The sequence below is a fragment of the Streptomyces spinosus genome, from assembly GCF_020400655.1.
GTDB classification, from domain to species: Bacteria; Actinomycetota; Actinomycetes; order Streptomycetales; family Streptomycetaceae; genus Streptomyces; species Streptomyces argyrophylli.
On record NZ_JAINRC010000005.1, the window covers coordinates 65,101 to 88,313 of the forward strand.

Below are 23,213 nucleotides of genomic sequence, written 5' to 3' on the forward strand. Positions count from 1 at the left end.
TGCCTAGAAGGTTGGTCGGAACAGACGGGACCAGCCGGGTGTCTCCGCCCCGGGCCGGGTGGAACTGCGTTGCTAGCGCTTCGACTTCGGGTCGAGCGCGTCGCGCACCGAGTCGCCGAGCAGATTGAAGGCGAGGACGAAGATCACCATGGCGAGGCCCGGGAAGAGCAGGAAGGTGATGTCCTCGGTGTAGAACGTGGCGCCGCGGCCGATCATCACGCCCCAGTCGGGAGTGGGGTCGGTGACGCCGACGCCGAGGAAGGCCAGTCCGGCCTCGGCGGTGACGTACGCCGGCAGCATGAGCGTGGACTGGATGATGATCGGGGTCCACAGGTTGGGCAGCAGCTCCTTGAACACGATGCGCATCGGGGACGCGCCCGTGACCTTCGCCGCCTCGACGAACTCGCGCTCACGCAGGCCGAGCACCTGGCCGCGCAGCAGACGCGCGATGGACGCCCAGCCGAAGGCGGAGAGCACGACGATCAGGGAGAAGACGACCAGCCCGGTCGGGATGTTGTCGTCCGGCTTGACGAAGATGCCGTAGACGACCGGCATGAAGGCGATGAAGAAGAGCGTGGACGGGAACGACAGCAGGATGTCGATGACCCGGCCGACGAGGTAGTCCGTCTTGCCGCCCAGGTAGCCGGCCGTGACGCCCACCACGACGCCGACGATGGTCGTCAGCAGGGTCGCGGCGGTGGCGATGCCCAGCGAGTTGCGGATCGCGTAGAGCAGGAAGGTGAACACGTCCCGGCCGAGCTGGGGCTCGATGCCGAACCAGAACTCGGAGCTCATGCCGCCGTTGGGGCCCGCGGGGTACGAGAACGCGTCGAGCAGGCTCGGGTCCTGGCTCGCGTACGTGGTGTACGGGTCCTTGCCGTACAGCTTGGCTATGAGCGGTGCCGCGACACCGATCACGAAGAAGAAGATCACGATGCAGGCCGATATGACGCCTGTCCGGTCGCGCTTGAAGCGCTTCCAGGCCAGTCGTCCCGGGGAACGCCCCTCGCCGCCCTTCGGGTCGCCGGAGGTAGTCACCTTCTCGACGGACTCGTCGGTCACCTCGAGGGGGACAGCCGCAGATGGAGTTGGGAGGGTCATGGTGCTCCTGGCCCAAGGGAGGGTCTGATGACTCCGCAGGGCACTCCCCTACGGGCTACGCCGGACTTTTTCAACGCAATTCATTCAAGGTCAATAAATTCTCGGCCGCCTTGGTTTTGTCTTTACCTTCTTTACTCTCGCTTGATCATTCCGTAGCTACGCGGGTAGCGCGCCGTAATCAATCCGTGCTTCACATCGGGCCAAACGGACTAAGCGGGCAAGGCGTTCGATATGCGGACGGTGGAGTGTCGACATGCGTACATCGGCCCGTCGCAATCCAACGTTTCGGCATCGTTACGCGAAGATCTATTGCGCTCTCCGCGCAAGATCATCAAGCCCTCTGAGAGGGTGGTGCCTGCATTCGGATGACCTCTCCCCCCAAAGGCCGCTCAATCGGGCGGCGGGCATGCGATACGTGCCTTATGTGGCGATATTGGCCAGTAGTGGATCCACGTCGCGGAGGAGGCACGCCATGCGGGGAGTCACGCGGGCCCGAGGGGCCGTGTGCGCGGTGGCGCTGGCCCTCGCCGCCACCGGCTGCGGGGGCGGCGGCTCAGGCGGCGGCACCGCCGGCGCGGTGCTCAGCTCCTCGTGGGGCGACCCGCAGAACCCGCTGGAGCCCGCCAACACCAACGAGGTGCAGGGCGGCAAGGTCCTCGACATGATCTTCCGGGGCCTGAAGAAGTACGACCCGAGGACCGGCAAGGCCACCGACATGCTCGCCCGGTCCATCGACACCGACGACTCGCGGAACTTCACCATCAGGGTGAAGCCCGGCTGGACCTTCTCCAACGGCGAGAAGGTCACCGCCCGCTCCTTCGTGGACGCCTGGAACTACGGCGCCGGCCTGAGGAACAACCAGAAGAACGCCCTCTTCTTCGGCTACATCGACGGCTACGACAAGGTGCACCCCGGCACCGGCAGGCAGACCGCCGACACCCTGTCCGGGCTGAAGGTGGTGGACGACCACACCTTCACCGTCCGGCTCAACCAGAAGTTCTCCAGCTTCCCGGACACCCTCGGCTACGCGGCCTTCGCCCCGCTGCCGCGCGCCTTCTTCACGGACCACGCGGCCTGGCTCCGCAAGCCGGTCGGCAACGGTCCGTACATGGTGGCTTCCTATATGAAGGGCGCTCAGATGTCCCTGCGGAAGTGGGACGGCTACCCGGGCCCGGACAAGGCACGCAACGGCGGGGTCGACCTGAAGGTCTACACCGACGGCAACACCGCCTACACCGACCTGATGTCCGGCAACCTCGACCTGGTGGACGACGTGCCCGCCGCCCAGCTGAAGAACGTCAGGACCGACCTGGGCGACCGCTACATCAACACCCCGGCCGGCATCCTCCAGACCTTCGCCTTCCCCTACTACGACAAGGCGTGGGACAAGCCGGGCACGGAGAAGGTCCGCACGGGCCTGTCCATGGCGATCAACCGGAAGCAGATCACCGAGACGATCTTCCACGGGACCCGCACCCCGGCCACCGACTGGACCTCGCCCGTCCTCGGCGTGGCGGGCGGCTTCAAGGAGGGCCTGTGCGGCAAGCCCTGCGAGTACCACCCGGACGAGGCGAAGAAGCTGATCAAGGAGGGCGGCGGGATCCCCGGCGGCCAGGTGAGGATCACGTACAACGCGGACACGGGCTCGCACAAGGAGTGGGTGGACGCCGTGTGCAACTCCATCAACAACGCGCTCGGCGACGACAAGGCGTGCGTCGGCAACCCGGTCGGCACCTTCGCCGACTTCCGCAACCGCATCGGGCAGCACAAGATGACCGGGCCGTTCCGCGCGGGCTGGCAGATGGACTACCCGCTCATCCAGAACTTCCTCCAGCCGCTGTACTACACGAACGCCTCCTCCAACGACGGCAAGTGGTCGGACAAGGAGTTCGACGAGCTGGTCGACCGGGCCAACGCCGAGAGCGACCAGACCAAGGCCGTACGGCTGTTCCAGCAGGCCGAGGGCGTCGTCCGGGACCACATGGCGGCCATCCCGCTGTGGTACCAGAACGGCAGCGCCGGCTACTCCGAGCGGCTGTCCGACGTGGCACTCAACCCGTTCAGCGTGCCCGTCTACAACGAGATCAAGGTCGGCTGAGCCGCCATGGGGCGCTATGTCGTCCGGCGACTGCTCCAGATGGTCCCCGTCTTCGTCGGGTCCACCCTGCTGATCTTCCTCATGGTCAACGTCATGGGCGATCCCGTGGCAGGCCTGTGCGGGGAGCGGGCGTGCGACCCGGCGACGGCGGCCCAGCTGAAGCGGGAGTTCGGCTTGGACAAGCCGGTCTGGCAGCAGTACCTCACCTACATGGGGCACCTGTTCACCGGCGACTTCGGCACGGCGTTCAACGGGCAGAAGGTCACCGAGCTGATGGGCACCGCCTTCCCGGTCACCATCCGGCTGACCGTCGTGGCGATCCTGTTCGAGATCGTCATCGGCATCACGCTGGGCGTCGTCACGGGCCTGAAGCGCGGCCGGCCCGTCGACACCACCGTGCTGCTGCTCACCCTGGTGGTGATCTCCGTCCCCACCTTCGTCACCGGTCTGCTGCTCCAGCTGCTGCTCGGGGTGAAGTGGGCCTGGACCAGACCCTCCGTCTCCCCGGACGCGCCCTTCGGCGAGCTGATCGTGCCGGGGCTGGTCCTGGCCTCGGTCTCGCTGGCCTACGTCACCCGGCTGACCCGCACCTCCATCGCGGAGAACAAGCGCGCGGACTACGTCCGTACGGCCGTCGCGAAGGGCCTGCCCCGGCGCCGGGTCATCACCCGGCACCTGCTGCGCAACTCGCTCATCCCCGTGGTCACGTTCATCGGCACGGACATCGGGGCGCTGATGGGCGGGGCGATCGTCACCGAGCGGATCTTCAACATCCACGGCGTCGGCTACCAGCTCTACCAGGGCATCCTGCGCCAGAACACCCAGACGGTCGTCGGCTTCGTCACCGTACTCGTCCTCGTCTTCCTGGTCGCCAACCTCCTCGTCGACCTCCTGTACGCCGTACTCGACCCGAGGATCCGCTATGCCTGAGCAGCAGCCGTACGAGGCCGGGCGTGCCGTCGCCGGTACCGGGATGGGCGGCGCGATGGACCTCGCGGCGAGCGAGGCGACCACGCTGGAGCGGGCCCCGGGCGGACCGGAGGGCCCCGGGCCGGGGGGGTTCGGGCCGCAAGGCGTGGGGCCGGCCGGCAGGCCGCGCTCCCTGTGGTCGGACGCCTGGCGGGACCTGCGCCGCAACCCGGTCTTCCTGCTCTCCGCCCTGGTCATCCTCTTCCTGGTGTTCATCTCGCTCCGGCCGTCGGCGATCGCCTCCGGGAACCCGCTCGCGTGCGACCTGGCCAAGGCGCAGGACGGCTCGGCTCCGGGGCACCCCTTCGGCTACGACGGCCAGGGCTGCGACGTCTTCACGCGCACGGTGTACGGCGCCCGTACGTCGGTGACGGTCGGGGTGCTGGCCACGCTCGGCGTGTCGGTGTTCGGGTCGGTGCTGGGCGGGCTGGCGGGCTACTTCGGGGGCCTGTGGGACGCGGTGCTGTCCCGGATCACGGACGTCTTCTTCGCCATCCCGGTCGTCCTCGGCGGACTCGTCCTCCTCTCGGTCGTGACCTCCAATACGGTCTGGCCGGTCATCGGGTTCATGGTGCTGCTCGGCTGGCCGCAGATCTCCCGCATCGCGCGCGGCTCGGTCATCACCGCCCGGCAGAACGACTACGTCCAGGCCGCCCGCGCGCTGGGCGCCTCCGACGCGCGGATCCTGCTGCGGCACATCGCGCCGAACGCGGTGGCCCCGGTGATCGTCGTGTCGACCATCGCGCTGGGCACCTACATCGCCCTGGAGGCGACGCTGTCCTACCTCGGCGTGGGCCTGAAGCCCCCCAGCGTCTCCTGGGGCATCGACATCTCCGCCGCCTCCCCGTACATCCGCAACGCGCCCCACGCCCTGCTGTGGCCCTCGGGTGCCCTGGCGGTGACGGTGCTGGCGTTCATCATGCTCGGCGACGCGGTCCGCGACGCCCTCGACCCGAAGCTGAGGTGACGCACGCCGTGCTGCTCGACGTCCGCGACCTGCACGTGGAGTTCCACACCCGGGACGGCGTCGCCCACGCCGTCAACGGCGTCGGTTACGCCGTCGACGCGGGTCAGACGCTGGCGGTGCTGGGGGAGTCGGGGTCGGGCAAGTCCGTCACCGCGCAGGCCGTGATGGGCATCCTCGACACGCCGCCCGGTCGGATCACCCGGGGGCGGATCCTGTTCCGGGGACGGGATCTGCTGACGCTGAAGGGCGAGGAACGCAGGAGGATCCGGGGCGCCGGAATGGCGATGATCTTCCAGGACGCCCTGTCCGCCCTCAACCCGGTGATGACGGTGGGGGACCAGCTGGGGGAGATGTTCGTCGTCCACCGGGGCGCGTCGCGCAGGGACGCGCGGGCGAGGGCCGTGGAGCTGATGGAGCGGGTACGCATCCCGGCCGCCGCCCAGCGTGTGCGCGACTACCCCCACCAGTTCTCCGGCGGGATGCGCCAGCGCATCATGATCGCCATGGCGCTGGCCCTGGAACCGGCGCTGATCATCGCCGACGAACCCACCACCGCCCTCGACGTCACCGTCCAGGCGCAGGTCATGGACCTCCTCGCGGACCTGCGGCGCGAGTACCGCATGGGGCTGATCCTCATCACCCACGACCTGGGCGTCGTCGCCGACGTCGCCGACAGGATCGCGGTGATGTACGCGGGCCGGATCGTGGAGACCGCGCCCGTCCACGACCTCTACAAAGCCCCCGCCCACCCCTACACCCGGGGCCTGCTGGACTCCATCCCCCGCCTCGGCCACAAGGGCCGGCAGCTCTACGCCATCAAGGGCCTGCCACCCAACCTGACGCACATCCCGCCCGGCTGCTCCTTCCACCCCCGCTGCCCCCTGGCCAGGGACGTCTGCCGTACCGAGGAACCCCCGCTGTACGAGGTGTCCGGCGAGCGGGGCAGCGCCTGCCACTTCTGGAGGGAGTGCCTCGATGGCCTCGGACACTGAGCCCCTCCTCGCAGTGACCGGCCTGGTCAAGCACTACCCGCTCACCCGGGGCGTGCTGTTCAGGAAGCAGGTCGGCGCGGTCAGGGCCGTCGACGGCGTCGACTTCACCCTCGCGCAGGGCGAGACGCTCGGGATCGTCGGCGAATCGGGCTGCGGCAAGTCCACCGTCGCCAGGCTCCTGTGCGGCCTCGAACGGCCCACCGCGGGCACCGTCACCTTCAGGGGCGAGGACATCACCCGGCTGTCCGGCAAGGCCCTCAAAGCCGTGCGCCGCAACATCCAGATGGTCTTCCAGGACCCCTACACCTCCCTCAACCCCCGCATGACGGTCGGCGACATCATCGGCGAGCCCTACGACATCCACCCCGAAGCGGCCCCGAGGGGCGACCGCCGCCGCAGGGTCCGGGAACTCCTCGACGTCGTCGGCCTCGACCCCGAGTACGCCAACCGTTACCCCCACCAGTTCTCCGGCGGCCAGCGCCAGCGCATCGGCATCGCGCGCGCACTGGCACTGCGCCCCGAGATCATCGTCGCCGACGAACCCGTCTCCGCCCTCGACGTCTCCGTCCAGGCCCAGGTCGTCAACCTCCTCGCCCGTCTCCAGGCGGACTTCGGCCTCTCCTACCTCTTCATCGCCCACGACCTGTCCGTCGTCCGCCACATCTCCGACCGCGTCGCCGTCATGTACCTCGGCCGCATCGTCGAGACCGGACGCGACACCGAGATCTACGACCACCCCACGCACCCCTACACCCAGGCCCTGCTCTCGGCCGTCCCGGTGCCCGATCCCGACGCCCGCGAACACCGCGAACGCATCATCCTCACCGGTGACGTGCCCTCCCCGGCCGACATCCCCTCCGGCTGCCGCTTCCGCACCCGCTGCTGGAAGGCACGCGAACGCTGCGCCCTGGAGGTGCCCGCGCTCGCCGTGCCGGCCGCCTTCCGTGACGCGGCCGGTCCCGCCGCGCACGCCTCGGCCTGCCACTTCGCGGAGGAGAAACACGTGGTGCCGCCGGAGGAGTCCCGGCTGAACGGCAACGGGCCGGGGTGACATGGCGCACCCCGGCCCGTTCACGGCACCCGCACGGCCGTACGTCCTTCAGGATGCCGCGTCGGTATAGCGGCACGGCTTCGGCGAAGTTGCCTGTGTGTTAACGCGGTTCACCGGCGTCCGCGGGCCGGGGCAGGGAGCGGCGGAGGAAGTCCAGCTGGAGCAGGAGCAGGTTCTCGGCGACCGTCTCCTGGGGGGTCATGTGGGTCACGCCCGACAGGGGCAGCACCTCGTGCGGGCGGCCGGCGGCCAGCAGCGCGGAGGACAGGCGCAGGGAGTGCGCCACGACCACGTTGTCGTCCGCCAGCCCGTGGATGACCAGCATCGGGCGGTGCGGCTCGGCGGGGTCGACCAGGCCCGCGTCGTCGATCACCGAGTTGCGCCGGTAGACCTCCGGCCGCTCGTTCGGGTCGCCGAGGTAGCGCTCCTGGTAGTGGGTGTCGTACAGCCTGAGGTCGGTGACCGGAGCGCCGACCACCGCCGCGTGGAAGACGTCCGGGCGGCGCAGCACCGCGAGCGCCGCCAGGTAGCCGCCGAAGGACCAGCCACGGATCGCCACCCGGGTGAGGTCCAGCGGGTACCGCTCGGCGAGCGCGTGCAGGGCGTCGACCTGGTCCTGGAGGACGACCGCCGCCACGTCGTCGCGGATCGACTTCTCCCAGGCGGGCGAGCGGCCCGGGGTGCCCCGGCCGTCGGCGACGACCACCGCGAAGCTCTGGTCGGCGAACCACTGGGAGGTGAGGTGGGCGTTGTGCGCGGCGGCCACGCGCTGGCCGTGCGGGCCGCCGTAGGGGTCCAGGAGGACCGGCAGGGGAGTGTCACCGGGGTAGTCCCGTGGCATAAGCACGGCGCACGGAATTCGGCGTGCGCCCCCTTGGGTGAGAGTCACCCGGGGGGACATACCGGGATCTTCGGCGTACGACCGGACAGTTGCCGTCTCTTTTCCGTCACACAGCACCCGGACCCGGGTGTCCGGCCGGTCCAGCGTGGCGGACACGAGGACGGTCACGTTCCCCGAGCGCACCGCCGAGTGCACGCCGGGCTCCCGCGACAGCCGCTCCACGCCCAGTTCGCTCACCCGGTACACATGGACTTCGCCAATCTCGGGCGCCTCGGCCTCCGGGCCGGAAGAGGCGGAAACCAGTACGTCGTCCGCACCCACGTCCAGCACCGCCCGCAGATGCAACTGACCGCTGGTCAAGGGCCGTTCGCCGACCGCCAGCACCCGCGCGCCGCCCTCGTCCGCGATGCGGACAAGCTGCCCGGAGGGGTTCCAGCAGGGCACACCGGCGAAAAGTTCAAGCCAAGTTGGATCTTCATCGGCGTGCACCATCCGCGTGGCCCCGGAATCCGGGTCCACCGCCAGGTACAGCTGGCCGCGCTGATCCCGCGCCTGCACCAGCAGCAGCGGCGCACCCGCCTCTGACCAGTGCACACGCGCCAGATACGGGTAGCGCGCACGGTCCCAGACCACCTCCGTGCGCGCCCCGTCGAGCCCGCACACGAACAGGCGGACGTCCGCGTTCGGGGTGCCCGCGGCCGGGTACCGGACGGCGGCCGGCTCGCGGTCCGGGTGCGCCGGATCGGAGATCCACCACCGCCGTACCGGCGTGTCGTCCACGCGCGCCACGAGCAGCCGGTCCGACCCCGGGGCCCACCAGAAGCCCCGCGAACGCGCCATCTCCTCGGCCGCGATGAACTCCGCGAGGCCGTAGGAGACCTCCGCGGACTCCGGCTCGGCCAGCGCCCGGTCGCCGTCGCCGTCGGCGCCGACCACCCGCAGCGCACCCCCGGCGACGTACGCGATGTGCCGGCCGTCGGGGGACGGACGCGGGTCGATCACCGGTCCGGAAACGGGGAGTTCGCGTGCTGTCCCGGCGCGCAGCTCCGCCGCGAAAAGCCGCCCTGACAAGGCGAAAGACGCCAACTCCAGGGCGCTGTCGGTGGCGTAGCCGATGATCCCGGCGCCGCCCTCGCGGCTGCGCTCGCGGCGCGCCCGCTCCTCGGCCGAGAGCTCCTCGGCGGCGCCTTGGAGGAGTGCGCGCGGATCGGCCGCCAGGCGTTCCGCACCCCCCGGAAGATCCATCACCCACAGGGAGTTGGCCCGGTCGGTGCCCGAGCCGGAACGCAGGAACGCGACACGCGAACCGTCGGGTGCCACGGCGAACGCACGCGGCGCGCCGAGCGTGAACCGCTGGGTCCGGGCGTGCCGACGGGGGAAGGAGTCAGCCTCGGTCGTCATACCCCGACCATATTGGCCATGCGCCCCCTTGTGCGGCTGTGCGCCGATCGATGCGCGAGTACGGATAGTTATGATCACTACCGCAGAGTGGGTAGGAACCCGCTGGCGTCTGCATGGACTTGCTCAACTGATCTGGAACCCGCGTCCCTGGGATCTTTGGAGGTGAGCCGCCGTGGCACTCTCGATTTCGGCGGTGGTGCTGCTGGCGATCATCGTCTTCCTGCTGATCAAGAAGTCAGGGCTGAAGGGCGGCCACGCGGTCGTCTGCATGCTGCTCGGCTTCTATCTCGCCTCCTCGACCGTCGCGCCCACGATCAGCGAGCTGACGACCAACGTCGCCAGCATGATCGGCAGCATCAAGTTCTGACGGGCGGCGTCGCGGGGCCGGGCGCGGGGACCTCGTAGGGTGGTTGCCATGACGGAACTGCCCTCCCGGCGTCTCCTCCTGGTGCACGCGCACCCGGACGACGAGTCGATCAACAACGGCGCCACCATGGCCCGGTACGCGGCCGAGGGTGCCCACGTGACCCTGGTCACCTGCACCCTGGGGGAGCGGGGCGAGGTCATCCCGCCCGGGCTGCGGCACCTGACGGGCGCCGCGCTGGGCGCGCACCGGCGCGGCGAGCTGGCCGCGGCCGTCTCCGCGCTCGGCGTCACGGACGCCCGGCTGCTCGGCGGCGCCGGGCGGTACGGCGACTCCGGGATGATGGGCCTCGCCGACAACGACGACCCCGGCTGCTTCTGGCAGGCCGACGTCGACGAGGCCGCCGGGACGCTCGCCGACGTGATCCTGGAGGTCCGCCCCCAGGTCCTCGTGACGTACGACGACGACGGCGGCTACGGCCACCCGGACCACATCCAGGCCCACCGCGTCGCCATGCGCGCGGTCGACCTCGCGGCCGGACGCGGCCACCGGGTCGCCAAGGTCTACTGGAACCGCGTCCCGCGCTCCGTCGCCGAGGCCGCCTTCGCCCGCCTCCAGGACGAGCTGCCCGCACTCCCGTTCGACAAGGGTGCCACCGTGGACGACGTACCCGGCGTGGTGGCCGACGAGCGGATCACCACCACGGTCGACGGCGGCGCGTACGCCGCCGCCAAGGCCGCCGCCATGCGCGCCCACGCCACCCAGATCGAGGTCGCCGAGCCGTACTTCGCGCTCTCCAACGAACTCGCCCAGCCGCTGTTCACCACCGAGTACTACGAGTTGGTGCAGGGACCGGGAGAGCGCGGGGAGACCGACCTCTTCGCCGGCCTCGGCCTCGGGGAGACGTCATGAGCGACGGCGGGAACGGCTCCCTGCTCGCCCAGCCGCTGCGTCCGCCCTCCGCGGGACGGGCCGCCGCCCTCGTCGGCCTGTTCCTGCTCGGGGCCGTCACGGGCCTCGCCGGGGCCCTGCTCCAGGCCGCCTGGTTCCCCGGCGGGCTGCTGCTCGCCCTCGCGGGCGCCGCCGGCCTCTTCCTCGGCGGGGCGTACGCCACCCGGGGCCGGGGCGGGGCGGTCGCGCCGGCGGCGGGCTGGGTCGTCGCCGTCATCCTGCTCACCACCACGCGCCCGGAGGGCGACTACCTCTTCGGCGCGGGCGGCAGTTCCTACCTGTACCTGCTCGGCGGCATGGCCGTCGCTGTGATCTGCGCCACCGTCGGCGCGGGACGGCAACCGCGCGGCGGCCCCGCCCGACTTGCCAAGTGACGTACCACTTCGCCGTGCGGTGCCCGTGCGAGTCCGGTGTGGGTTTCCTCGGCGGTCATGGGATACGCGCCAGAAGTGGCCAGTATGGTGGTGCGCGCCGCCGAGCCTCCCCCAAGTTGTCGACTGCGCTCGAACAGGGGGTCCCCCCAGCTGAGGTCGAAACGGGCGGCGGAGCCAACCGGGAGAACCTGCCTTGAGTCGTGAAACTGACACTCCGTCCTCCGGGCCCAACGGGCGCGGCGGAGCCGCATACCCCTCCGGCACGCCGCCGTACGGGACCCCCATGGCTTCCGACGACGGTACGGGCGCGGGCCGTTCGGGCACGCGGCCCGAGGAGAAGAAGACCGAGACCACGCTGACGACCCGGATCCGGATCAACATCCCCGGGTCCCGGCCCATCCCGCCGGTCGTCATGCGCAAGCCCGTCGGGGACGGCGAGGGCACCGGGGAGGAGGCACCGGCCGCCGAGCCGCGGCCCGTGGCCGACGGTCCCTCCGCCGGCGCCGCCGAGGCCCCGGCCGAGCCCGCCGCCCAGGCGGAGGAGAAGACCAGCGACTGGTTCGCGCCGCGCAAGTCGGGTGCGCCCAAGGGCGGTCCGGGCGGCGGTGGCGCGAACGGTGCCGGGACGTCCGGCGGTTCCGCCGCCACCACCGCCCCCTCCGGCGTGCCGGGCACCCGTTCGAGTGGTCCGGGTGCTTCGGGTGCGGCCGGTACCACCGGCGCACGCCCTGGCGGCGGGCGTCCCGGCGGGGTGGTCGGCTCCATGAGCGTGCCGGGCGGACCCCGCACCGGCGGTACGAACGGCAAGGGGCTGCCCGGCGCCACCGGTGGCCCGGTCGCCCCGGGGCACGGCGGCGGCACCGGCTCCTTCGACGTGACCGAGGCCCTGACCGCCGGTCCCCTCGGCGGCTCCCGCCCCGGCTCCTCCACCGGCTCCGACGACGCCCGCCGTGACGACCTGCCGTACTTCTCGGAGAACGGCGCCCAGGACGACTTCGGCACGGGCGCCGGCGGGCACGACGGCTTCGGCGGCGGTGCCGCGGGCGCCGGCGGCCAGGACGGCTTCGGCGGCGCCGCCGGGGCGGGCGCCCACGACGGCTTCGACGGACCCGGAGGCCACGGCGGCCCCGGCGGTCCCCAGGGCGGTCCGGCCGGCCCCACCAGCGGCCCGGTGACCGGCGACGGCACCCTCGTCCCGCCGGCCGTCGGCGGCGCCGGCATGGGGCCGGGCGAGCCCTTCGACGGGCCTGCGGGCGCCGGCTTCGGCGGCCAGGGCACCTCGCCCGCGCGCAGCGCCCTCGCCGGCCTCGACGCGCCCGGCGCCGCGGGCGGCCCCGGCGGCTTCAACGGTGCCGGCAGGCCCGGCGGACCGGGTGCTCCCGGGGTCACCCCCGGCGGCCCGGCCGGCCGCGGTCCCGGTGGCGGGCTCAGCGACGACACCGCGATCCTCACCCCGCAGAAGCCGGCCCCCGGGCCGGGCACGCCCGGATACCGCTCCCCGTCCGCCGACAACGTCTCCGGACACACCGTCACCAGCGGCATCCCGGTCGTCCCGGACACCGGCAAGCCCCCGTTCGGCACCCAGCCCGGCGGCCCGGCGGCGCCCACGGCGCCCAAGCCGGAGCCGGCCCCCGCGCCCAAGGCGGCGGGCAAGCCGAAGAAGAAGGGCCGCAGCAAGCTGATGCTGCTGGTCGTCGGCGTGTTCGTCGTGGCGGGCGGCGCCTACGGCGCCGGACTGCTGATGAACCACACCGACGTGCCCAAGGGCACCACCGTGCTCGGTGTCGACATCGGCGGCGGCACCCGCGACGACGCCGTCAAGAAGCTGGACGACGCCTTCGGCAGCCGGGTCAACAAGCCGCTGAAGCTGGCCGTGGGCGGCAGGACGGTCACCCTCACGCCGGAGAACGCCGGTCTCCAGTTCGACTACCAGGCCACGGTGAGCGGGGCCGCGAAGAGCGACTACAACCCGGTCCACGTCGTCGGCTCCCTCTTCGGGCAGAAGCGCGTGGTCGAGCCGGTCATGCCGGTGGACGAGGAGAAGCTCCAGGCCGCGCTCCAGCAGGCCGGCGGAGGTTCGGGCTCGGCCACGGACGGCACCATCAGGTTCGAGTCCGGCGGCAAGGCCGTGGCGGTCTACGGCAAGGCGGGCAAGGCCATCGACGCGGCCCGCTCGACCACGGCGGTCGAGCAGGCGTACCGCACGCTGGTGGAGACGGGCAGCACGCCCCCGGTCACCGTGCCGACCACCATCAAGCAGCCGACGGTGTCCAACGCCGAGGTGGACCGGGTGATGAACGACTTCGCGAAGCCCGCGATGTCCGGCATCGTCAAGGTGCAGACCGACGCGGCGCACGTCATCCGGTTCGGTCCGCTGTCGCTGCCGAAGATCCTCGGTTTCAAGGCCGTCGACGGCAAGCTCGTGGACACGTACGACCTGGGCGCGCTCAAGGAGGCGTACGGCAGCACCTTCGACGGCGTACAGATCCAGACCGCGACCGGGAAGCGCGGTGTGCTGCCGCAGGACGTGGTCGGCGCGCTGCGCCAGGCCCTGCGGGGCAAGACGGCGGCGGAGCGGGTCGGGGTCATCGACACCAACCCGAACTGACCCGGCCGTTTCCAGGGGCGCTCCCGCCGAGGGGGCGCCCCTCGGCGTGTCCACGGCCCGGTCCGCGTGACATCTGTCATGCGGCACTCAGGACGCCCGGCACTGCCCGCCCGGAGGCTGCCGCCGCCAGCATGGACGCATGACGACGACAGCGGCACCGGCCACCACCACCCCGGTGGTCGGGTTCGACCAGGTGACCAAGACGTACGGGAGCGTACGGGCCGTCGACGGCCTCTCGCTCCGGCTGTACCCGGGCGAGACCGTCGCCCTCCTCGGCCCGAACGGAGCCGGCAAGTCCACCACCCTGGACCTGCTGCTCGGGCTCAAGCAGGCCGACACCGGCACGGTGAGCCTGTTCGGCGGCAGCCCGCGCGAGGCGATCGTCGCCGGCCGGGTCGGGGCGATGCTGCAGAGCGGCGGCCTGATGGACGGGGTCACCGTCGCCGAACTGGTGAAGCTGGCCTGCTCCCTGCACCCGCGGCCGTACCCGGTCTCCGACGTGCTGGCCCGCGCGGGCATCGCCCAGATCGCCGGCCGCAAGGTGGACAAGCTCTCCGGCGGCCAGGCGCAGCGGGTCCGCTTCGCCCTCGCCACCGCCGGCGACAGCGACCTGATCCTCCTGGACGAGCCGACCACCGGCATGGACGTCGCCGCCCGCCAGGCCTTCTGGGCCACCATGCGCGAACAGGCCGACCAGGGCCGTACGGTCCTCTTCGCCACCCACTACCTGGAGGAGGCCGACGCCATCGCGGACCGGGTCCTGGTGCTGCACCGGGGCCGGCTCCTCGCCGACGGCACGGCCGCCGAGATCAAGGCCAGGGCGGGCGCGCGGCGGATCTCCTTCGACCTGGCCGGCGAGATCGACGAGGACGCCCTGCGCGGGCTGCCGTTCCTCACCTCGATCGACGTCTCGGGCCAGACCGTGCGCATCCAGTCCGCCGACGCCGACGCGACCGTGCACGCCCTCTACGGCCTCGGCGTCTACCCCCGCAACCTCGAGGTCGCCGGGCTCGGTCTGGAGCAGGCCTTCGTCGCCATCACGGAGGCCGAGGAGGCCAAGCAGTCGTGAACGCCCTCATCAAGCTCGAACTGGCCCGCGCCCTGCGCAACAGGAAATTCCTGTTCTTCTCGGTGCTCTACCCCTCGATCATCTACCTGATCTTCTCCAGCAGCGCCGGTGCGAACGAGCGGGTCGACGGCAGCGGCCTGACCGTCGCCACCTACCTGATGGTCTCCATGGCCTCCTTCGGCGCCCTGACCGCCGTCCTGATGGGCAACAGCGAGCGCATCGCCAAGGAACGCGAGAGCGGCTGGGTACGGCAGCTGCGGCTGACCCCGCTGCCGGGCCGCGGCTACGTCCTCGCCAAGACCGCGAGCGCCGCCGTGGTGAGCCTGCCGGCCATCGTCGTCGTGTTCGCCGTCGCCGCCGGTGTGAAGCAGGTACGCCTGGACGCCTGGCAGTGGCTCGCCCTCACCGGGGTCATCTGGGCCGGCAGCCTGGTCTTCGCCGCGCTCGGCGTCGCCCTCGGCTACCTCGCCTCCGGGGACGCGGTCCGCCCGATCACGATGATCGTCTACTTCGGTCTGTCGATCCTCGGCGGCCTGTGGATGCCGTCCACGACCTTCCCGCAGGCCCTCCAGGACATCGCCAGGTGGCTCCCCACGCACGCGTACGCTGCCCTGGGACGGGCGATCGAGCAGAGCCAGGCGCCCCACGCGGCGGACATCGCCGTCCTCGCCGTCTACTTCGTCCTGTTCGCGGGCGGCGCCGCCTGGCTGTACCGGAAGGACACGCTGAAGGCGTGAGCGCGATGACGGAAGACCCCCTGACCGGCGGGAAGCGGCCGGAACACCAGGTGCGGCTGGGCCAGGGCCCCCGCACCCGGCGGGACGTGCTGACCAAGGTGCTGTGGATCGGCGTGTGGCTGGTCTTCCTCAGCTCACCGGTCGACGACCTGGTCAACGGCGACCACACCGCGCGCGCCACCCTGGCCGGCTCCCTCGGCCTGGCCGCGTTCGTCGGGACCTACCTGGCGCTGGTCTTCCGCAACATGGGCCGGCCCTTCGCGCCCCGGACCGTCGTCGGCCTCATCGCGGTCCTGGCCGTCCTGGCCCCCGTCCTCGCCTACACCCTCGGCAGCGCCTGGCTGGGCCTGTTCGTCTACCTGTCGGTGGCCTGCGGGGCCACCCTGCCGGTCCGGGCGTCGTACTGGGCGATTCCGGCGACGGCCGCGCTGATGTACCTGGTGGGCCTGCACTCGAACGAGAAGGAGGCCCGTGGCCTGCTGCTCCTCGTGGGGCTCATCGGTTTCGCGATGGTCGGCGTCGGACAACTGGTGCGCACCACGATCGAGTTGCGCAAGGCGCGGGCCACCGTCGCCCAGCTCGCCGCCAACGAGGAACGGCTCCGCCTCGCCCGCGACCTGCACGACCTGCTCGGCCACTCCCTGTCACTGATCACGCTCAAGAGCGAGCTGGCCGGCCGGATGCTGCCCGGCCACCCCGACAAGGCGGCCCAGCAGGTCGCCGACATCGAGCAGGTCAGCCGGCAGGCCCTGGTGGACGTCCGGGAGGCCGTCACCGGCTACCGGCGGCCCCGGCTCGCCGACGAACTCGCCGGCGCCCAGGTCGCCCTGACGGCCGCCGGGGTCGTCGCCGAGGTGCCCGCCGAACCCGACCTCGCCGGTGTGGCCGAGGAGGCCGAGTCCGCGCTGGCCTGGGCGCTGCGCGAGGCGGTCACCAACGTGGTCCGGCACAGCGGCGCCGACCGCTGCGCCGTACGGCTGCTGCGCCGGCAGACCCTGGACGGACCGGTGCTCGAACTCTGCGTCGAGGACAGCGGCAGCGGCGGCTCCGGCAAGGGGCCCGGCAACGGGCTGACCGGGCTGACCGAACGCCTGGAGAAAGCCGGCGGCACCCTGGAGGCGGGGCGGGTCAGGCACGGGTTCCGGCTCGTCGCCCGCGTGCCCACGGCCGCCGGGGCGGACATAGGATCCGGGGCATGACGAGCATGATCAAGGTCCTCCTCGCCGAGGACCAGTCGATGGTCCGAGAGGCGCTGGCCGCCCTGCTCGGCCTGGAGGACGACATCGAGGTCGTCGCCCAGGTGGCGCGCGGTGACGAGGTGCTCGCGGCCGTCGGCGCGCACGGCGTGGACGTCGCGCTGCTCGACATCGAGATGCCCGGCTGCACCGGCATCGAGGCCGCGGCCCGGGTGCGCCGGGAGCATCCGCGGGTCAAGCTGGTCGTCCTCACCACCTTCGGGCGCCCCGGCTACCTGCGCAGCGCCATGGAGGCGGGCGCCGACGCCTTCCTCGTCAAGGACGCCCCGGCCGCGCAGCTCGCCGAGGCGATCCGCAAGGTGCTGGCCGGGGAGCGGGTCATCGACCCCACCCTGGCCGCCGCCGCGCTCGCCGAGGGCGCCAACCCGCTCACCGAACGCGAACGCGAGGTGCTCCGAGCGGCGGCCGACGGCTCCACCAACGCCGAACTCGCCCAGGCCCTCCACCTGTCCCAGGGCACGGTCCGCAACTACCTGTCGACCGCCATCCAGAAACTGGCCGCGCGCAACAGGGCGGAGGCCGTACGGATAGCCCGGGACAAGGGATGGCTCTGAGCGGCCGGCTCAGTTGAGCTTGGCCCTCGCCGTGCGCGCCTCCTGCCGGACCTTGCGGGCCGCGGACTCGTCCACCACCTCGATCAGGTCGGCGTAGTGCTGCAGTTCCTCGGCACCCGCGACGAACTCGCCGCGCTGTACCAGGAGTTGCCCGCGCTCGTAGCGCAGCCGCGCCGGATGCGAGGGGATGAGCAGCGCCAGTTCCACGGCCCGCAGCGCGACGTCCGACCGCTCCGGCCGGGCCGCCGCCCACGCCCGGATGTTGTTCAGGATGCGCTGGACGACCTCCAGGGGCGGCGCCGGTTCCAGCATCGCCGGGTCCGGCGGCGTGCCCGTGGCACCCACGACCAGCAGCTCCGCGTCCGCCCCGGTGAGCAGCCGGCCACCGTCGAACGGATCGGCCAGCACCCGCTCCGCCGCCGCCCCGAACCCGACCACGAAGTGCCCCGGCAGCGCGACCCCGTACACCGGGGCGCCCGCCCGGCGCGCGACCTCCAGCCACACCACCGACAGCAGGATCGGCAGCCCGCGCCGCCGCCGCAGCACCTCGTGCAGCAGCGAGGACTCCAGCCGCTGGTAGTCGCCCGGCGTCCCGTGGAAACCGTGGCGGGTACCGAGCAGCCCTCGTACCGCCTCCGCCCACGCCCGCGGGCCGCCCGGCCGGTACGGCAGCTCGCCCGCCAGCCGGTCGAGCTCCGCCTGCGCGGCGTCCATGCCGGCCTCGTCCAGCGAGCCGTCCGTCTCCGCGCCGATCAGCAGGCACAGCGCCGACAGGTCCGGCCGCTCGGACCGGGCCTCCTCGGCGAAGCGCCGCCGCAGCTCGGCGGAGCGGTCCTCGGGGGGCGGATACGGGGGCGGCAGATACGGATGGCTCATGGCAGCCTCATGCCCTTCCACGACGAGTTCTACGGCCGCCCGGACCGGGACGCCCGCGACGCCCGGGACACCGGCCGGCCACGGGCCCGGGTCCGGCCGTCACGATGGCCGCCCGGCCGGGCCGGACGGCTGGCGACGTCACCTCGCTGCGGGCGGCCACCGGGCGCGTCACTCGCCCGGGCCCGGCGTCGCGGGGGTGTCCTGCGGCCGGGACCCGGTCTCGGGAGCCTCCTGCGGCAGGGACCCGGCCGCGGAGGCGTCCCGGGCCGGGGACCCGGCCTCCGAGGGGCCCTCGGCCGGAGATGCGGTCCCGGGGGCGTTCCGCGGCAGGGGCGACAGCCGGTCCGCGGAGGCGGGGGGCCGCTCCGGCGGGGTCTGCTCCTCGGGGGCCCGGTAGTGGTGGTAGGCGTGGTGGGGGGTGAAGCCGAGGGCGCGGTAGAGGGCTCGGGCGGAGTCGTTGTCCGTCTCCACCTGGAGCCAGGCCGCCGAGGCGCCCTCCTCCAGCGCGCGCCGGGCCAGCGCGGCCATGACCTCGGTGGCCAGCCCCTGCCGCCGCCGGCCGGGATCCACCTCGACGGCGGCGAACCCGGCCCACCGCCCGTCCACGACACACCGGCCGATCGCCGCCGGAGGCTCTCCCTCCCCGGCGCCGGGCACGGAGGCGAACCACACCGACGGGCCGGAACCGAGCACCCGCAGGGCCACCTCGCCCACCCCCTTGCGCCGGTACCGCGCGAGCCACGCCTCGTCCGCCGCGCGGGACAGCACCACGTCCGCGCCCCCGGCCCGGTCCGCGACCGGCGCCAGGGCCCCGGTCCACAGCTCGGCGGTCACCTCCCGCACCCAGCCGCGCCGCTCCAGCTCCGCGCACAGCATCTCCTGCGTGCCCTCGGCGCCGGTCGCCGTCTGCACGTACGCGGGCAGACCACGCTCGCCGTACCAGCGCCGTACGGCCGCCAGGGCCGCGTCGAGCGGGAGCCCCGGGTCCCCGGACGGCAGCACGCTGTTGGCGCGCCGCGTGAACCCGCCGGCCGCCCGCAGCTCCCACTCGCCCAGCCGCTCGCTCTCCACCGGCCGCCACGCCCGGGCGGAGATCCGCGCGAGTTCCGGGTACGTGGCGGCGGGCCCCCCGCGCCGCGCCGGGGCGGCGGGCACGACCTTCCCGGCGACCAGCGCGGATTGCGGGATCCGGACCCGTTCGCCGTCCCGGCGTGTGATCATGAGCACGCCACTGTCCCATGATGTGAGAACACCCACCGTGTCAGTGAACTTCTCCGGTCCGTCGCCGGGTTCGCCCAACCGCCGTACAGAGACCCGTTTCCCCACGTCAGCGGGGGTGATTCGGACCTCCAGGCGTCCTTTCGCCGAGATTTCCACCGGTCAGTTCACCCCTCCTGTTCGGATCTTGCTCCGGAACGGAGATACTAGGGGCGGGCATCGACGACGCCGCGCTCCCGCGCGCCAGGCGGCGGAGCCTGAGGAGGCCCGCCAGCGCCCTATCGAGGAGGAACGACAGCGTGACCTACGTCATCGCGCAGCCTTGTGTCGACGTCAAGGACAAGGCGTGCATCGAGGAGTGCCCGGTCGACTGCATCTACGAGGGCCAGCGGTCCTTGTACATCCACCCGGACGAATGCGTCGACTGTGGTGCCTGTGAGCCGGTCTGCCCGGTCGAGGCGATCTTCTACGAGGACGACGTCCCCGAGGAGTGGAAGGACTACTACAAGGCGAACGTCGAGTTCTTCGACGAGCTCGGCTCGCCCGGCGGCGCCAGCAAGCTGGGGCTGATCGAGCGCGACCACCCCTTCGTCGCCGCGCTGCCGCCGCAGGGCGAGTGACCGTCTGAGCGCCAAGCGGCCGTCATAACGCGCCGCCTCGGTCCCGTACGGCCCGATCACCCTGATCACCGCCGCACGGGACCGAGGCGTTTGCCGCACCGTACGAAAGTGAGCCTGATTCCCGTGTCCGCAGTCTCCGACCGGCTTCCCACCTTCCCCTGGGACAAGCTGGAGCCGTACAAGAAGACGGCCGCGGCCCATCCGGACGGCATCGTCGACCTCTCCGTCGGCACCCCGGTCGACCCGGTCCCCGAGCTGGTCCAGAAGGCCCTGATCGACGCGGCCGACTCCCCGGGCTACCCGACCGTCTGGGGCACCCCCGCCCTGCGCGACGCGATCACCGGCTGGCTGGAGCGCCGCCTGGGCGCCAGGGGGATCACCCACCGGCACGTCCTGCCGGTCGTCGGCTCCAAGGAACTGGTGGCCTGGCTGCCGACCCAGCTCGGCCTCGGCCCCGGCGACAAGGTCGCCTACCCGCGCCTGGCCTACCCCACGTACGAGGTCGGCGCGCGCCTGGCCCGCGCCGCGTACGAGGTCTACGACGACCCGCGCGACCTGGACCCGGCCGGCCTGAAGCTGCTCTGGCTGAACTCGCCGTCCAACCCCACGGGCAAGGTCCTGTCCCGGCAGGAGCTGACGGACATCGTCGCCTGGGCCCGCGCCCACGACGTGCTCGTCTTCTCCGACGAGTGCTACCTGGAGCTGGGCTGGGAGGCCGACCCGGTCTCGGTCCTGCACCCGGACGTCAACGGCGGCTCCTACGACGGCATCGTCGCCGTCCACTCCCTCTCCAAGCGCTCCAACCTGGCGGGCTACCGCGCGGCCTTCGTCGCCGGCGACCCGGCCGTCCTGGGCCCGCTGCTGGAGATCCGCAAGCACGGCGGCATGATGACCTCCGCGCCGACGCAGGCGGCGGTCGTGGCCGCGCTCGGCGACGACGTCCACGTGCACGAGCAGCGCGAGCGCTACGCGGCCCGCCGCGCGGCCCTCCGGGAGGCGCTCCTCGCCGACGGCTTCCGCATCGAACACAGCGAGGCGAGCCTCTACCTCTGGGCCACCCGCGACGAGTCCTGCTGGACCACGGTCGCCCACCTGGCCGACCGGGGCATCCTGGTGGCCCCGGGCGACTTCTACGGCGAGGCGGGCCGCAACCACGTCCGCGTGGCCTTCACCGCGACGGACGAACGCGTACGGGCGGCGGTGGCCCGCCTGACCGCCGGGAGACGCTAGGCCACCGGTCTGTCGTGCCGGCGCCCTGCCGGCGCACATGCGGACGGGGCCCGGGAGAGGAGACCCGGACCCCGTCGGCGTTCGCAGCCCGGCGCTCAGCCGCCCAGCGGCAGGCCCTTGGCCGGCAGGGACGAGGTCGGCAGGGACGAGGTCGGCAGGGAGGACGTCGGCAGGGACGCGGTCGGCAGGGACGACGTCGGCAGCCCGCCCTTGGTGAGGGAGTCCGTCGGCAGTCCGCCCCTCGTCGCACCGGAGGCCGCGTCACCCAGGACACCGCCCGCCGTCCCGGCCGCGGCGCCCGCGGCCTTCTGCACCGCCGGCGTCGCCTTCTTCACGGCACCGCCGCCGGTCTTGCCCGCGGTCGGCACCGCCTGCTCGACCACCTTGCCGCCCGTGTGGCCCGCGACGGTGGTGACGCTCTGCGCGGCACTGTCGACGGTGTCGCCGACGTGCGCGCCGTCCAGGGCGGTCAGACCGCCCAGGTTCGGGGTGGCCGCCGGCAGGTTCGTGGCCGCTCCGGCGGAGCCGGCCGCACCGACCCCGGCGGCCGCTCCCGCTGCGACGAGCAGCGCGGCACGGGCGATCCGGCGGGTCAGGGGGAGGGACATGATGCTCCATTCGACGGGAGAGAACGGTGTCTGTGTCCGGGCCCGTCTCCGGCTCGGACGCCGTGACTACCGCTCGAAGCCCGCGAAGGTTGCGGACGCCTCCGGTAAAGAATGGATAACGCGTCGCATTATCAGGTGTGGATAAAAACGGGCAAAGAGCGTTCGCCGGAAATCGTGCAGAATCCTTCCCGCCCTTGGTTGCCAAGGGTTCCCGAGCCGGATGCGCCACCCGCCCGAGCCGTCGTGCGCCCCGGCGCGGCACCACCCGCCCGAGTGATCGCCCGTACTACTGTCCGGCCACGATCCGCACCGCGCCCACGGACGTCTCCCCGGACGTCCCCGCGGAGCTCTCCGCGCCCCCGGCCCCGTCCGGCCCGGCCGTCCGCCACTCGTCGCTGTCGCTCCCCGCGGTCCACACCCGGCCCGCGTACGCCACCCGCTCGATGTGCAGCGCCGAGGAGTTGGCGACCGCCCACTGCGCCAGCTGCCAGCCCCGCTCCCGCTCGCCGCGCCCGGTGGCGTCCGTCCTCGTCCCCTCCGGCACCGGAACCGTCACCGTCCGCCCGCGCGCGGTCGCGGTCACGCTCGGCGACGGAGAGGGCGACGGCACGGGCGTCCCGCCCACCACCGCGCCGGTCTCCTGGAGCGCGTCGCGCCCGAAGTCCCGTACGAGCGCGGCCCGCACCGCGTCCGGGCCGGTCGCCGAGGCCGTGCGCCGCGGGCGCCCGTCGCAGGTCAGCGTCGCCGCCGCCCGCCCGGTCAGGGCCGCCGCCAGGAGGGTGGCGTCCTGCTCGTGCTTGGCGTACGCCTCCGGGTAGCCGCTGCGCTGCACCCGCTGCGCGGCCACCGTCAGCGGCAGGCCGGTGTAGTCCGGCACCCTGGCCAGGTGCGCGTAGAAGATGCCCGCCGCGTAGGCCGGGTCCATGATCTGCCGCTCGGTGCCCCAGCCCTGCGAGGGCCGCTGCTGGAACAGGCCCAGCGAGTCCCGGTCGCCGTGCTCGATGTTGCGCAGTCCCGACTCCTGGATGGCGGTCGCCAGCGCGATCGTCACGGCCCGCTCGGGCATCCCGCGCCCGGTGCCGACGGCGGCGATCGTCGCCGCGTTCGCCGCCTGCTCGGGCGTGAACTCGTACGACTCCCCGTCGCCCGAGGCCGAGACCACCTCGCAGCCGCGCGCACCGCCGCCTCCGGTGACGTACTGCACCACGAGGTACGCGGCGACACCGCACAGGACCAACAGGGCCGCGGCGTAACGGAAGAGGCGCCCGCGGCGCTTGGGACGGGTGGGGGACGGCTCTGACACGCGTACAAGGTACTGGAGCCCCCCG

At 72.5% G+C, this 23,213-nt stretch carries 20 protein-coding genes and 1 pseudogene; 15 read left to right on the plus strand and 6 right to left on the minus strand.

All coding sequences use genetic code 11. The features are described 5' to 3' along the window. Positions 1-72: 72 nt before the first annotated feature. On the minus strand, positions 73-1,062 hold the full coding sequence (locus LG395_RS11485) for an ABC transporter permease (RefSeq protein ID WP_225809296.1): 990 nt from the start codon (positions 1,060-1,062) through the stop codon (positions 73-75). A 511-nt stretch (positions 1,063-1,573) separates the two neighbouring features. Between LG395_RS11485 and LG395_RS11490 the strand changes: the two genes are divergently transcribed. The 5 genes from LG395_RS11490 to LG395_RS11510 are packed head-to-tail and all read left to right on the plus strand — an operon-like array spanning position 1,574 to position 7,178. Further along, entirely contained in the window at positions 1,574-3,199 is a 1,626-nt protein-coding gene (locus LG395_RS11490; protein ID WP_225809297.1) for a peptide ABC transporter substrate-binding protein, read from the plus strand. 6 nt (positions 3,200-3,205) lie between these two features. Then, a complete protein-coding gene (locus LG395_RS11495; protein WP_225809298.1) occupies positions 3,206-4,129 on the plus strand; it encodes an ABC transporter permease in 924 nt (307 codons plus the stop codon). Further along, a complete protein-coding gene (locus LG395_RS11500; RefSeq protein WP_171153133.1) occupies positions 4,122-5,135 on the plus strand; it encodes an ABC transporter permease in 1,014 nt (337 codons plus the stop codon). The genes LG395_RS11495 and LG395_RS11500 overlap by 8 nt, the downstream gene beginning before the upstream one ends. A gap of 8 nt (positions 5,136-5,143) precedes the next feature. Next, positions 5,144-6,127 (plus strand): ABC transporter ATP-binding protein, encoded by a 984-nt coding sequence (locus tag LG395_RS11505; protein ID WP_171159724.1) that lies wholly within the window; start codon positions 5,144-5,146, stop codon positions 6,125-6,127. After that, complete coding sequence (locus tag LG395_RS11510) at positions 6,111-7,178, plus strand: ABC transporter ATP-binding protein (protein ID WP_171153132.1); 1,068 nt, start codon at positions 6,111-6,113, stop codon at positions 7,176-7,178. The genes LG395_RS11505 and LG395_RS11510 overlap by 17 nt, the downstream gene beginning before the upstream one ends. Positions 7,179-7,278: 100 nt before the next feature. Here the strand turns inward: LG395_RS11510 and LG395_RS11515 are convergent, their stop codons facing one another. Beyond that, the gene (locus LG395_RS11515) at positions 7,279-9,420 is read right to left on the minus strand and encodes a prolyl oligopeptidase family serine peptidase (protein ID WP_225809299.1); all 2,142 of its coding nucleotides are present in this window, start codon (positions 9,418-9,420) and stop codon (positions 7,279-7,281) included. 172 nt (positions 9,421-9,592) lie between these two features. Here LG395_RS11515 and LG395_RS11520 point away from each other — a divergent pair, with 172 nt between their 5' ends. The 8 genes from LG395_RS11520 (at position 9,593) to LG395_RS11555 (ending at position 17,333) form a co-directional block, all read left to right on the plus strand. Then, on the plus strand, positions 9,593-9,787 hold the full coding sequence (locus tag LG395_RS11520) for a hypothetical protein (protein WP_030346161.1): 195 nt from the start codon (positions 9,593-9,595) through the stop codon (positions 9,785-9,787). A gap of 48 nt (positions 9,788-9,835) precedes the next feature. After that, on the plus strand, positions 9,836-10,696 hold the full coding sequence (mshB, locus tag LG395_RS11525) for an N-acetyl-1-D-myo-inositol-2-amino-2-deoxy-alpha-D-glucopyranoside deacetylase (RefSeq protein ID WP_171153128.1): 861 nt from the start codon (positions 9,836-9,838) through the stop codon (positions 10,694-10,696). After that, positions 10,693-11,109 carry a DUF6113 family protein gene (locus LG395_RS11530; RefSeq protein WP_225809300.1) on the plus strand — a complete coding sequence of 139 codons (417 nt, stop codon included), beginning with the start codon at positions 10,693-10,695 and terminating at the stop codon, positions 11,107-11,109. Before mshB ends, LG395_RS11530 begins: the two co-directional genes overlap by 4 nt. A gap of 193 nt (positions 11,110-11,302) precedes the next feature. Next, complete coding sequence (locus LG395_RS11535; RefSeq protein ID WP_225809301.1) at positions 11,303-13,717, plus strand: hypothetical protein; 2,415 nt, start codon at positions 11,303-11,305, stop codon at positions 13,715-13,717. A gap of 139 nt (positions 13,718-13,856) precedes the next feature. Beyond that, a complete protein-coding gene (locus LG395_RS11540) occupies positions 13,857-14,786 on the plus strand; it encodes an ABC transporter ATP-binding protein (protein ID WP_171153122.1) in 930 nt (309 codons plus the stop codon). Continuing rightward, entirely contained in the window at positions 14,783-15,523 is a 741-nt protein-coding gene (locus LG395_RS11545; RefSeq protein WP_171153120.1) for an ABC transporter permease, read from the plus strand. The genes LG395_RS11540 and LG395_RS11545 overlap by 4 nt, the downstream gene beginning before the upstream one ends. 5 nt (positions 15,524-15,528) lie before the next feature. Further along, positions 15,529-16,722, plus strand: coding sequence for a sensor histidine kinase (locus LG395_RS11550; RefSeq protein ID WP_225809302.1), 1,194 nt, complete (start codon positions 15,529-15,531; stop codon positions 16,720-16,722). Next, positions 16,719-17,333 (plus strand): response regulator transcription factor, encoded by a 615-nt coding sequence (locus LG395_RS11555; RefSeq protein ID WP_171153116.1) that lies wholly within the window; start codon positions 16,719-16,721, stop codon positions 17,331-17,333. Before LG395_RS11550 ends, LG395_RS11555 begins: the two co-directional genes overlap by 4 nt. A gap of 9 nt (positions 17,334-17,342) precedes the next feature. On the opposite strand, the gene LG395_RS11560 is transcribed toward LG395_RS11555, so the two are convergent. Both LG395_RS11560 and LG395_RS11565 read right to left on the minus strand, forming a co-directional pair. Then, the gene (locus LG395_RS11560) at positions 17,343-18,209 is read right to left on the minus strand and encodes a transglutaminase family protein (protein ID WP_171153114.1); all 867 of its coding nucleotides are present in this window, start codon (positions 18,207-18,209) and stop codon (positions 17,343-17,345) included. A gap of 381 nt (positions 18,210-18,590) precedes the next feature. After that, positions 18,591-19,586 (minus strand): annotated as a pseudogene (locus LG395_RS11565) (GNAT family N-acetyltransferase); the annotation flags it as partial. Positions 19,587-19,726: 140 nt separating this feature from the next. Here LG395_RS11565 and fdxA point away from each other — a divergent pair. Beyond that, entirely contained in the window at positions 19,727-20,047 is a 321-nt protein-coding gene (gene fdxA, locus LG395_RS11570; protein ID WP_014674796.1) for a ferredoxin, read from the plus strand. Between the two features lie 123 nt (positions 20,048-20,170). Continuing rightward, positions 20,171-21,277 carry a bifunctional succinyldiaminopimelate transaminase/glutamate-prephenate aminotransferase gene (locus LG395_RS11575; protein ID WP_171153112.1) on the plus strand — a complete coding sequence of 369 codons (1,107 nt, stop codon included), beginning with the start codon at positions 20,171-20,173 and terminating at the stop codon, positions 21,275-21,277. 95 nt (positions 21,278-21,372) lie between these two features. Here the strand turns inward: LG395_RS11575 and LG395_RS11580 are convergent, their stop codons facing one another. After that, positions 21,373-21,885, minus strand: a complete 513-nt coding sequence (locus LG395_RS11580; RefSeq protein WP_225809303.1) for an ATP-binding protein — start codon at positions 21,883-21,885, stop codon at positions 21,373-21,375. 286 nt (positions 21,886-22,171) lie between these two features. Continuing rightward, the gene (locus tag LG395_RS11585; RefSeq protein WP_171153108.1) at positions 22,172-23,188 is read right to left on the minus strand and encodes a VldE C-terminal domain-containing protein; all 1,017 of its coding nucleotides are present in this window, start codon (positions 23,186-23,188) and stop codon (positions 22,172-22,174) included. Positions 23,189-23,213: the final 25 nt, after the last annotated feature.